We start from the raw sequence: 10,233 nt of genomic DNA, 5'->3' as shown, positions 1-10,233 counted from the left end.
GGCGAATCTTCCGTCACGCCCGGTGCAGCCCGAACCGCATGACGTCAATCACCAAAGCCGTCCTCACCCTGGAGCGGCACCGCTGAAGATGCTCATTGGCTTCGTGAATGATCTGCTCACGGTCCGTACGGCCCACCAGCGCGATCCGGTCCGCTTCGGCACGTGCGTCCCCGAGGATCGACTCGGCTTGCCGTTCCACCGCAGGCAACCGCTCATGCGCCTGCCGGATCTGATCCAGGGCCTCCGCAAGCACCGACCGCGCCTGCGCCTCAAGAGCCGTAGCCCGGTCTATGCGGGCCGCTGCGACTTCGGTGGCGGCTTTCGCCTGCGCGATGACGGAATCAGGGTGAAAGGTCAGGGCCAACAGCTTCTTGTTCTCGTACTCCAGGCGCGCGACCTGGGCCTCAAGGGTGTCTCCCTCGCGCGCGGTGGCCGCCTGGAACTCGTCCTCGGCCTCCCGTAACGCCTTGAGTTGTACGAGCCACGACGCGTCGTCTCCGCCGAGCGCCTGAACGACATCGCGCACAAGATCATTGCTCGGCATCCTCTTCGCGTTGAACAACTCGGAGAGGCGAGGCTGGCCATAGCCGGTCATCTCCGCCAACTCGGTCAGGCTCGGGGAACCGGCCTTGTCGCGCAGGGCACGCAACCGCAGCGCGAAGCCCGTCAACGGTCGCCCGTCATCGGGCAGGGCATTGACCCTGCGCCCCATGAGCCCCCCTTTGTAACGCCCCCTCAGATGGTGGGCCATTCTTCCCGGGCGTGGGTGTCGTAATCCACCTGATCCGCATATACCAGGGCGGGGAGCTATGAGGAAACGATCCACCAAGATTCTTCTTCATCGGGCGGCGAAGAAAGAGGCGAAGATCTAGAAGAATTCGGCACACGGTTGCCCCGGTGCGGGAACGCTGATTGATCGATGTTTCATCGACTTGAACTATCGCGTTTGGCTGGAAGTTCAGATCCGCCTTCACTGGATATGCCAAGTACAAGTCCAGTCCAAGCGCAATCCCAAGCACAAGCCCAGCACAAGTCCAAGCGGAAGCCGAGGCCCAAGCCGAAACCTAATACGGCCGGCAATCAGCACTGGAGCTGTCCATGCCTTCTGAGCGTGACACGAAGAAGAGCCCTCCGGGCGGGAACGCAGCCAACTTCACCCGAGAGCGTAGTTCCGCCTCGGACGCACGATTCCTTGACGCAGGCCGCCGCAGCGTATGGCGCCTTGAGGTGCCGGCCCCGCGGCTGCCGGCGATCCCCACCATCACCGCCGTCGGCAGCAGCGGCGGCCTCGCCACGGCCATCGCAACGGGCCACGTCCAGCCCGCCGTTGTCTGGCCCGCCGTCGCCCTCGCCATCGCCGGCCTGGCGTACGACATAGCCATCCGCGCGCTGAACAGGCCGTACGAGGCCTGAACCCGCACGCCGTCCGGGGACGGGGACCGGACGGGGACGGGCTCACGCAGGTGTGCTCAAAGAGGGGGCAGCCCAGGAGGAACCTTCCTGGGCTGCCCAATTCCGGTTGCCCGCATGTCATGCGGACCGAGACACGATGCTCACCGCGCGGTAGTCGTACCCGTCCTGCTTGAAGCCCGGGGCTTCCCAGGCGAGTTCGACCCGCTGCCCCGGCTCCAGCGTGTGGAAGCCCGGCGCCTGAATGTCGGCGTAGTGGCCGAAGCAACCGCCGGGAGTCTCGGGCGAGTCGAGTACACCCCACCCTTCCTCGTCGCTCCACTCACGGACGGTCGCGATCACCACGGAAGGTCGCACCTCTTCTCCTCGTCGGCTCTCCGGCCCAGCTCCTGGGCCTGTTCCAGCTAGCGTAGGGGCGTCGCGTGCGCCCGATTCCGCCTCCAACCACCGCTGCCGACAGCAGGGTGGTCCCGGCCAGGGCACCCCACAACAGCCCCGGACCCGCCGTGAGCAGAGCGGTGAGCGCGGCCGGCCCGGCGGCCCGGCCGATGCCGGTGGACAGCTGCCGGCGGCCGAGAGCGCGACCACGCAACCTTGCCGGTGTCGTGGCGAGGACGAGCGCAGTGGCGCTGCCGGTGTCCCCGCTGGCCGAGCCGACCGCGATGCTGCACGCTCTGTCCGAGCCGCCGCCCGCCCCGGCCCACCCCGCAGCCTCCGAAGCGCAGCACGAAGGCCCTCCCGTCCGCCGGACGAAAGGGCCTCTGACCAGGTATTCCGCTGTGCCCCCGGCAGGATTCGAACCTGCGACACCCGCTTTAGGAGAGCGGTGCTCTATCCCCTGAGCTACGAAGGCAGGGACCTGTAGGAAACCTCGGAGAGAATCCAGGAAGTGGATCTTCGGCGAGGAGTACAAGCCCGCTGGGACAGCCTAGCGGATGTGTATCGGTGGGCGTCGTCGGTATAAGGGGCAGGCGGGCAGGGTGGCAGTGCGCGCTCAGGGGATCCGGGAGATGCGGATCACTGCCCGATTGCCCTCGGCATGGACGGTCTCGAGGCTGATCCCGCCATTGATCTCGATCCCGCCGTAGGCGGTCGTGGTCATGCCCGAGGGAAGCAACAGGGTGGGGCCGTCGCTGGTGACACCCACCACGGTCGACGAGTCGACCCTGGGCTTGGTCTTGACCTGGCTGCCGAACCGGATCACATCCCCGGTCTTGATCTCGACCTCGCACGCGCCGTCGTTGCAGGCATCGAGATGTCTACCGTCCGCCGCCTCCGGGTGCGCGGAGCTCGTCACGGACGGTGAGGGTGATGGAGAGGAAGAGGAAGAGGGGGAGGGGGAGATCGACGCCGTCGTCCTGGCGTGTGACGTGGGCGTCGCGCGCTTCGTCGCCGCGGACGCGTCCGGGCCATCACCCCCGCATCCCGTGAGCAGCAGCGCGGCAGCCGACAGCGGTGCCACGAGGGTCACGCCCTGTCGTACCAGTAGCTTCCAGTTCATCGTCTCTCCCGCGGGGCGGCCCAGGGAACCTCCCCGGCGGCCGACTCACCTTGGCACGGGACCCCAGGGACGGGTCCCGAACCGCCCTCACGCAGGCGCGGGCCTGACGGGTCTCCCCGGGTCTTCCACGCGTTCCGGGAGGGACACCCGGTCGAAACACAGCACCTCTACCTTGATGTGAACCGATCGGTTCAACGTCGAGGAGTCAGGGATGGACGTCAGCTCCGCAAGCTTCGTTCCACGCCGGGTGTCCAGCGCCGAAGAGGCCCGTGAAGTGCTCGCCGCCGAGGGCGCGGTCATCGTGACCGGGCTCACCGACGAGCGGTCCGCCGTCGCGTACGGCCGTGAGGTCATGGGCGACAAGGCGATTCGCGTCGGTACCCAGTTCGAGGCCACCAAGGCGCACGGTGAGCGCGAGGCGGCACAAGTGGCCGCGCAGCCGGCCGACTCCCGTGGCCGCAAGCGCAGTTTCGCTCCGACCGAGGAGCGCATGGTCGCCCACAACGACGGCTTCGCGTTCGGCGACTATGCCCCCGACCACCTGTTCCTGTGGTGCGAGCGGCCCGCGGCCCTGGGCGGTGACTCCTTCCTCGTGGACACCTCCCGGCTGCTCGACCTTCTCGCCGCCGACCCGGCATGGGCCGCCGTGGCGGAGTTCTGTCGCACCACCGACATCGACCACTCCGAGCCCAACTACCCGCAGGACACGTACGCGCCGATCGCCCGAACCGTGTCCTCCGGACGCTTCCAGGGCCGCTACCACCCGTATCTCGCGCCGGTCGAGGGCCCTTCGGAGGACGAGCACATGGCCCTCCTGCGCAAGTGGGAGGAGGCCGTGGTCGCGGCCCGGGACACCGGACCGATGTTCCGGGTCGAGGCCGGCGAGATGATCTGCCTCGACAACTACCGTGTCCTGCACGGCCGGGACGGGCACAGCGATCCCGGGCGCCGGGTCTGCTCGATCTGGGGCTGGTCCACGGACGCGGTCGCGATCCCGGACGGCCCGCTCGACATCGTGGTGCCGAAGATGCCCAGAACGCCGAAACTGCGGCAGAGCGCGTAACGCCCGTCGGACGAGGGGTGGCCGCCTGCCGCGCCGCCCGCCGCGCCGACCGTCCCACCGCTCGGCGTCAGCCGAGCGAACGGCTGGCCGCGGCAGCTCCGGCGCTGGCGGCGAAGGAGGCGGCCGCCGCCGCGTTCACGCGCAGGGTCGCCGCGCGGTCCCCGGCGGTGAGCAGATCCAGCTGGAGTCCGCGCCAGAGCGCGACCAGCTCGCGCGCCAGGTCGTCCGCCTCGTCGGCCGGTACGCCCTCGGCGCGCAGCGCGGTCGCGACGCGGCCTCGCCAGGTGGTGGCGACGGCGTCGAGGAAGGCGTCGAAGCGTCCGCGCTGATAGCCGGCGAGGCCCAGCACCTCGAAGAAGACGCGGTGGAAGGGGAGGTTCTCGTCCGCGGAGAGCAGCTCCCAGGCCGCCTCCAGGCGGGTGCGCAGCGGCTGGTCGCGGTCGTCGAGCAGTTCGAAGATCCGTTCCAGGAGCGGGAAGCGGCCGCCCGCCTCGGTGAGCGCCGCCGCGATCAGCTCCTCCTTCGACCCGAAGTAGTACAGCAGCATGCGGTTGTTGCTGCCGACGGCCTTGCCGATGCCGCGCAGCGACAGACCGGCGACACCGTGCGCCAGGATGTGGTCGGCGCTCAGGCGCAGCAGCCGCGTGCGCTCGTTCTCCTCCGGGGGCTGGGACATGGTCCGCACTTTATCCGGGCGCGAGGGCCCCGATCCCTTGGGCAAAGGGGCGTAACGGCCCGGCTCAGCTCCCGCAATGCGGGGGAAACGGCGCGGCCCTACCGTCCATGAACCGAATGGTTCATGAACGAGGAGGGCCTGCCATGGCCGCCACGGGAATCAGTGAGTCCCCTGCCGAAGCAACGCCCCGGACCACTCCCGCGGCGCTTGAACTGCGGGGGGCGACCAAGGAGTTCAGGCTCCGTCGATCACGTACCGTCACCGCGCTCGCATCCGTGGACCTCGCCGTCGGCAACGGCGAGTTCGTCGCGCTCCTGGGACCGTCGGGCTGCGGCAAGTCCACCGTGCTGCGCATGCTCGCGGGCCTCGACACCCCGACCCGGGGCGAGGTGCTCGTCAACGGCGGCGCCCCCGCCGAGCTGGTGCGCGGCCACCGGCTGGGCATCGCCTTCCAGGAGCACGCGCTGCTGCCCTGGGCGACCGCGTACGACAATGTCGCGCTGCCCTTCCGGGTGGCGGGCCGCCCGGTGGACGCCGACCGGGTCAACGCGTTGCTGAGTCTCGTCGGGCTCGAAGGGTTCACCGACGCGCGGCCGCGGCAGCTCTCCGGCGGTATGCGGCAGCGCGTCGCCATCGCGCGGGCCCTGGTGCTCCAGCCCGAAGTCCTGCTGCTCGACGAGCCGTTCGGCGCGCTGGACGCGGTGACCCGGCGCCGGATGAACTTCGAACTCGCCCGCATCTGGGCCGACCAGCAGATCACCACGCTGCTGGTCACGCACGACGTCGATGAGGCCGTACTGCTCGCCGACCGGGTCGTCGTCCTCACCGGCCGGCCCGGCACCGTACGCCATGTCGAGGACATCACGCTCCCGCGGCCCCGCGACAAGGCACTGACACGGGACGCGGAGTTCCACGACATCGTCGACCGGCTGACCGCGCTCCTCGACGAGGGGGCCGAGTGAACCGGGCCCGCACCACGGTGCTCACCGTCGCCGGAACACTGCTGCTGCTCGCGGCCATGGAGGGCGTCGGGCGGCTCGGCGTCCTCGGCGAGAGCTGGCCCCCGCTGACGCAGGTCGTCGCGGCGCTGGACGATCCGATCACCCGTGATCTGCTGGGCCGCGCACTCGCCGCGACCGCGACCGCCGCGGGCACCGGCTTCGTCGCCGGTACGCTCGTCGCCCTGGTCGTCGCCGTCGTCGGTGCCTTGCTGCCGCCGTTGCAGCCGGGGCTCGACCGGCTGGCCGCCGTCGTGAACGCCGTGCCCCTCATCGCGCTCGGCCCGCTGCTGATCACCACGGTCGGCCGGGAAGGCACCCCCGCGGTCATCGCCGCGCTCGCCGCCGGTTTCGCGGTCTTCGTGGCCGCCACCTCAGGGCTCGGCGCGGCCGGTGCCGCCCACCGCGATGTGTTCCGCGCGCTGGGCTCCTCACGGCGAGCGACGCTCCTGCGCCTCCAACTCCCGGCCGCCGTCCCGCTGTTGATCGACGGGCTCGCGCTCGCCGCACCGGCCGCGGTACTCGGCGCGGTCGTCGGCGAATGGTTCGGCGCTCCGCGCGGTCTGGGCGTCCTGCTGGTCAGCTCGATGCAGAACTTCCAGACCGATCTGATGTGGGCGGCGGCCCTGTCCGCCGCCGTCATCTCCCTCACCGCGTACGCCGCCCTGGCCGGCCTGCGCGTGGCGGCCGCCCGGAGGTTCGTATGAGCAGGAGCGAAAGCGCGGTCGTCGAGGGCCCGAGTGCCGGGCAGCACCCGGTCGGACCAGGTGACGGGACCGCACCGCGCGCCGACGCCGAGGACGGCGGCAAGCAGCCCCGGCGCGCCCTTCTCCACACCTTGAGCCGCACCCTGAGCCGCCTGCTGTCCCGCTACTGGACCGTGCTCGCCCTCGTCGCCGCCTGGGCGGTATGGGTCCGCACCCGGCAGCTGAACCAGATCGTCGCGCCCACACCGGCCGCGGTCTTCGGCGACGTCCTCGGCCACCCGGGTGCCTACCTCCCCGACCTCGGCTGGACGCTGCTCAACGCGGCCGTGGGTCTCGCCCTCGGCCTGGTCCTCGGGGTGACGGGCGCGCTGCTGGTGTGGGCTTCCCCTCTGCTGTCGGGGCTGATGACACCCATGGCGCTGATCATGCGCTCGGTCCCCGTCGTCGCGATGATCCCGGTGATCGCCAGGGTCGTCGGATTCGGCATCACGGCGGTGCTGACCGTCACCACCGTGGTCTCCTTCTTCCCCGTCTTCGTGATGGCCGGCTCGGGGCTGCGCGCCGCGCCCGCCGCCACCCGCGACGTCTTCACCGTCCTCGCCGCCACCCGCCTGACCCGGCTGCGGCTGCTCCTGCTGCCGCACGCCGTCCCGGCCGTCCTGGTCGGCCTCCGGCTCACCGCGTCCACCGCGGTCCTGTCCGCGATGCTCGCCGAGTACCTGCTCGGTACGCACGGCCTCGGCCTGCTCTTCGCCCGGTCCGTCACCTTCATGGACCCCGCCCGCGCCTGGGGCACCGCCCTGGTCGCCACCGTCGTCTCCGTCCTGTGCTTCGTCGGCGCCCGGGCCGCCGAACGCCTCGGCTCGGCCCGCTTCAGCTGATCAGCCCTCACCACCCGGGCCCGGGCCCGCTCCCCCCGGTGGAACTCGTCGAAGTTGCGGAACCCTGGAAGGAACCACCGTGGCACCACACACCGATCCCGCCCGTCCGCCCCACCTCTCCCGTCGAAGTCTCCTGCGTGCGGCGGGAGCCTCGGGGCTCGCTCTCGGTGCCGGCGGGCTGCTCAGCGCCTGCGGCGGCGATTCCGACGCCAGTTCCTCGTCCGGATCGGGCGACGGCCGGTCCACCACCGTGAAGGTCGCCCTCGGCTGGATCAAGAACGTCGAGTTCGCGGGATTCTGGCTCGCCGACGAGAAGGGCTACTACGCCGACGAGAACCTCACCGTCGAGTTCCAGGCGGGCGGCCCCAACACCCCCGACCCCACGCAGTCCGTCTCCGCGGGCTCCGCGGACCTCGGCGTGCACGCCAACATGCAGACGCTGCTCCAGGCGATCCCCAAGGGCAACGACTTCTCCCTCCTCGGCGCCGTCTTCCAGACCAGTCCCGGCGGGCTGCTCTCCCTCGCGTCCGACCCGGTGCGGGAGCCGAAGGACCTGCTGGGCGCCAAGGTCCTCGGCCAGCAGGGCACCCAGCCCCTGATCGACGCGATCCTCACCGGCGCCGGGCTCAAGAAGTCGTACGACTTCACTCCCGTCGGCTACGACGTGAGCCCGCTCGTGCAGAAGCAGGGCAAGGCGTACACCTGCTTCCTCACCAACCAGCCGATCACTCTGGAAACCAAGTACGGGATGAAGAAGGGCAAGGACTACGAGGTCGTCACCTACAGCGACCTCGGGCTGCCCTCCTACTCCTCGATCGTGTTCTGCAAGCGCACCATGCTGACCGGGAAGGCGGACGTCCTGGAGCGGTTCATGCGCGCCACCGTCCGCGGCTGGCAGGACAACGCGAAGGACCCGGAGCAGGCGGCGAAGCTCGCCGTCACCAAGTACGGCGTGGACCTCGGCCTCGAACTGAAGCAGCAGGTCCGGGAGAACGAACTCCAGATCCCCTTCACCCAGAGCGCGCTGACCAGGAGCAAGGGACTGCTGCGCATCGACGAGAGTCTGCTGGGCGGCGACATGTACGACGGGCTGAAGGCGTCCGGCGTCAAGAAACTGCCGGACGCGGCGAAGATCGTCGACCAGTCCGTACTGGACGCGGTGTTCGGCAAGAAGGCCACGGTGTGACGGCCGAGGCCGTCCCCGGCGGCGCGGCACCGTTCGGCGCGGCACCGCCGGCGGCGGTCCCCCGCGATCTCCGCCGACTGCCGAAGGCGCATCTCCATCTGCACCTGGAGGGCTCCATGCGGCCCGCCACTCTCGCCGATCTCGCGCGCCGGCACGGTGTGCCCGTCCCGGACATGGACGCGTACGGCGGCTTCCGCGAGTTCGGGCTGCGCTACGACGAGGCGGTGTCGCTCGTCCGGTGCGAGGACGACCTGCGACGGGTCGTACGCGAGGTCGTGGAGGACGCGGCCACGGACGGCGCGGTATGGCTGGAGCCGGCCGTCAACCCCGTGCGGTACGGGCAGACCTTCGGCCGAAGCTCCGCCTACGTCCTCGACCTCATGATCGACGAGGCGTGCGGCGCGGCGGCCAGGGCCGGCATCGGCTGCGGACTCCTCGTCACCGCCCTGCGCCACCTCGACCCTCGCGAGGCCGTGGACCTGGCGCGGCTCGCGGCCACGCGGGCGGGTGCCGGAGTGGCCGGATTCGGGCTCGCCGCGGACGAGTCGCTGCACCCGCCCGAGCCGTTCGCCGATGCCTTCGCGCTCGCCCGCGCCGCGGGGCTGATCACGGCGCCGCACGCAGGCGAGCTCGCGGGTCCCGCGAGTGTGCGTGGCGCCCTGGACGCGCTGGGCGCCCAGCGCGTCCAGCACGGCGTACGGGCGATCGAGGACGCCGGCCTCGTGGCGCGCCTCGCCGACGAGGGTGTCGCCCTCGACGTCTGCCCGACGTCCAACTACCGCCTGGGCATTGTCGATTCCGTCATGGTCCACCCTCTGCCGCGATTGCTCGACGCCGGTGTCCGCTGCACACTCGCCGCCGACGACTCGCTGCTCTTCGGGTCCGGTCTGCTCGACGAGTACGAATCGGCCCGTACGGTGCTGGGGCTGTCCGACGACTCCCTGGCCGCGGTGGCCCGCAGCTCGCTGGAGGCGTCGGGGGCCCCGGAGGGGACGGTACGGGCGGGGGTGGCCGCGGTGGCGGCCTGGCGGAAGGGAGAGGGCGCGGCCGGCTGGTGAGGTTCTCCTCGATCCGGCATGGCGGGAGGCGTTACTGACGGTCCATCAGGACCGGCCCCCCACTCCCGGCACCAACGCCACCAGAATCTCCCGCACCCTTTCCGCGATGTCCGCCCGGTCGTTCAGCACCCATGAGATGTGCTGCGCACCGAAGAAGGCGGAGACCAGGACGCGGGAGGTGGACTCGGGGGAGGCGCCGGGGGGGAGTTGGGACTGGTCCTGGGCCTGGCGGAGCCAGCGGGTGAGGGACTCCGTGTAGCCGAGGTAGGGCATCGGCATCTCTACGCCGATCAGGGAGCGTTCGATCTGTAGGCGGGCGCCGGCCTGGACCATGGTGTCGTCGCGGAAGGCGAGCGCCGTACGTTCCAGGAGCTCGGTCACCGCCGCGAGCGGGGACAGTCCCGCCTCCTCGACCTCGCTGCCGATGACCCCCAGGAGGTGGTAGAACTCCTCGGCCACGGCCTGGGCGAGAGCCTCCTTGTTGGCGAAGTGGAAGTAGACCGCGCCCTTGGTCACGCCGGCGAGTTCGGCCACGTCCAGCACGGTCACCGCGGGGAAGCCCTTCGTGGCGAACGCCTCCGCCGCCGCGTCGAGGACCTGGCCCCGGGTGCGCACCGCGCGCTCCTGCTTGAGGCCCGTGTCCCGGTTCCGAGGAGAGGCGGTCCGGGGCGCCCGGTCCTGGCCACTCACGCCGGTACCGGCGTCGGCACCCGCACTGGCACCGGCACTGTTTTTCATGGCCATGGCTTCCGT

General features: G+C 70.7%; 11 protein-coding genes, 1 tRNA gene and 2 pseudogenes. 8 read left to right on the top strand and 6 right to left on the bottom strand.

The features are described 5' to 3' along the window. Nucleotides 1-86, top strand: a pseudogene (locus tag M2283_RS48330) (IS5/IS1182 family transposase); the annotation flags it as partial. A gap of 413 nt (nt 87-499) precedes the next feature. On the opposite strand, the pseudogene M2283_RS48325 reads toward M2283_RS48330, so the two are convergent. Beyond that, a pseudogene (locus M2283_RS48325) lies at nt 500-712 on the bottom strand (helix-turn-helix domain-containing protein); the annotation flags it as partial. A 515-nt stretch (nt 713-1,227) separates the two neighbouring features. Between M2283_RS48325 and M2283_RS48320 the strand changes: the two are divergent. Further along, on the top strand, nt 1,228-1,413 hold the full coding sequence (locus tag M2283_RS48320) for a hypothetical protein (protein ID WP_280882997.1): 186 nt from the start codon (nt 1,228-1,230) through the stop codon (nt 1,411-1,413). Nucleotides 1,414-1,530: 117 nt separating this feature from the next. Here M2283_RS48320 and M2283_RS48315 read toward each other — a convergent pair whose 3' ends face one another. The 3 genes from M2283_RS48315 to M2283_RS48305 all read right to left on the bottom strand — a co-directional run bounded on the left by M2283_RS48315 (nt 1,531) and on the right by M2283_RS48305 (nt 2,707). After that, nucleotides 1,531-1,755: a cold-shock protein gene (locus M2283_RS48315; protein WP_280883002.1), complete on the bottom strand. Its 225-nt coding sequence runs from the start codon at nt 1,753-1,755 to the stop codon at nt 1,531-1,533. A gap of 435 nt (nt 1,756-2,190) precedes the next feature. Further along, nucleotides 2,191-2,263, bottom strand: a tRNA-Arg gene (locus tag M2283_RS48310). 141 nt (nt 2,264-2,404) lie between these two features. Continuing rightward, complete coding sequence (locus tag M2283_RS48305; RefSeq protein WP_280882996.1) at nt 2,405-2,707, bottom strand: hypothetical protein; 303 nt, start codon at nt 2,705-2,707, stop codon at nt 2,405-2,407. Nucleotides 2,708-3,122: 415 nt separating this feature from the next. Here M2283_RS48305 and M2283_RS48300 point away from each other — a divergent pair, with 415 nt between their 5' ends. Beyond that, nucleotides 3,123-3,974: a TauD/TfdA family dioxygenase gene (locus M2283_RS48300; protein ID WP_280882995.1), complete on the top strand. Its 852-nt coding sequence runs from the start codon at nt 3,123-3,125 to the stop codon at nt 3,972-3,974. Nucleotides 3,975-4,041: 67 nt separating this feature from the next. Here M2283_RS48300 and M2283_RS48295 read toward each other — a convergent pair whose 3' ends face one another. Further along, nucleotides 4,042-4,650: a TetR/AcrR family transcriptional regulator gene (locus M2283_RS48295; protein WP_280882994.1), complete on the bottom strand. Its 609-nt coding sequence runs from the start codon at nt 4,648-4,650 to the stop codon at nt 4,042-4,044. A gap of 143 nt (nt 4,651-4,793) precedes the next feature. Between M2283_RS48295 and M2283_RS48290 the strand changes: the two genes are divergently transcribed. The 5 genes from M2283_RS48290 (at nt 4,794) to add (ending at nt 9,480) form a co-directional block, all read left to right on the top strand. Further along, nucleotides 4,794-5,612 (top strand): ABC transporter ATP-binding protein, encoded by an 819-nt coding sequence (locus M2283_RS48290; RefSeq protein ID WP_280882993.1) that lies wholly within the window; start codon nt 4,794-4,796, stop codon nt 5,610-5,612. Then, nucleotides 5,609-6,355 (top strand): ABC transporter permease, encoded by a 747-nt coding sequence (locus tag M2283_RS48285; RefSeq protein WP_280882992.1) that lies wholly within the window; start codon nt 5,609-5,611, stop codon nt 6,353-6,355. The genes M2283_RS48290 and M2283_RS48285 overlap by 4 nt, the downstream gene beginning before the upstream one ends. Then, nucleotides 6,352-7,236, top strand: coding sequence for an ABC transporter permease (locus tag M2283_RS48280; protein WP_280882991.1), 885 nt, complete (start codon nt 6,352-6,354; stop codon nt 7,234-7,236). Before M2283_RS48285 ends, M2283_RS48280 begins: the two co-directional genes overlap by 4 nt. Nucleotides 7,237-7,315: 79 nt before the next feature. Beyond that, nucleotides 7,316-8,422 (top strand): ABC transporter substrate-binding protein, encoded by a 1,107-nt coding sequence (locus M2283_RS48275; protein WP_280882990.1) that lies wholly within the window; start codon nt 7,316-7,318, stop codon nt 8,420-8,422. Beyond that, the gene (gene add / locus M2283_RS48270; RefSeq protein WP_280882989.1) at nt 8,419-9,480 is read left to right on the top strand and encodes an adenosine deaminase; all 1,062 of its coding nucleotides are present in this window, start codon (nt 8,419-8,421) and stop codon (nt 9,478-9,480) included. The genes M2283_RS48275 and add overlap by 4 nt, the downstream gene beginning before the upstream one ends. Before the next feature lie 45 nt (nt 9,481-9,525). Here the strand turns inward: add and M2283_RS48265 are convergent, their stop codons facing one another. Continuing rightward, on the bottom strand, nt 9,526-10,224 hold the full coding sequence (locus M2283_RS48265; protein ID WP_280882988.1) for a ScbR family autoregulator-binding transcription factor: 699 nt from the start codon (nt 10,222-10,224) through the stop codon (nt 9,526-9,528). Between the last annotated feature and the right edge of the window lie 9 nt (nt 10,225-10,233).

It is taken from the genome of Streptomyces pseudovenezuelae (assembly GCF_029892565.1).
GTDB classification, from domain to species: Bacteria; Actinomycetota; Actinomycetes; order Streptomycetales; family Streptomycetaceae; genus Streptomyces; species Streptomyces pseudovenezuelae_A.
This window is presented reverse-complemented; position numbering and strand designations above follow the sequence as displayed.

Excerpts from the sequence above, each read along its gene's own strand:
- M2283_RS48300 (WP_280882995.1), top strand. The coding sequence starts at position 3,123 with ATGGACGTCAGCTCCGCAAGCTTCGTTCCACGCCGGGTGTCCAGCGCC.
- M2283_RS48295 (WP_280882994.1), bottom strand. The coding sequence starts at position 4,650 with ATGTCCCAGCCCCCGGAGGAGAACGAGCGCACGCGGCTGCTGCGCCTG.
- M2283_RS48290 (WP_280882993.1), top strand. The coding sequence starts at position 4,794 with ATGGCCGCCACGGGAATCAGTGAGTCCCCTGCCGAAGCAACGCCCCGG.
- M2283_RS48280 (WP_280882991.1), top strand. The coding sequence starts at position 6,352 with ATGAGCAGGAGCGAAAGCGCGGTCGTCGAGGGCCCGAGTGCCGGGCAG.
- M2283_RS48265 (WP_280882988.1), bottom strand. The coding sequence starts at position 10,224 with ATGGCCATGAAAAACAGTGCCGGTGCCAGTGCGGGTGCCGACGCCGGT.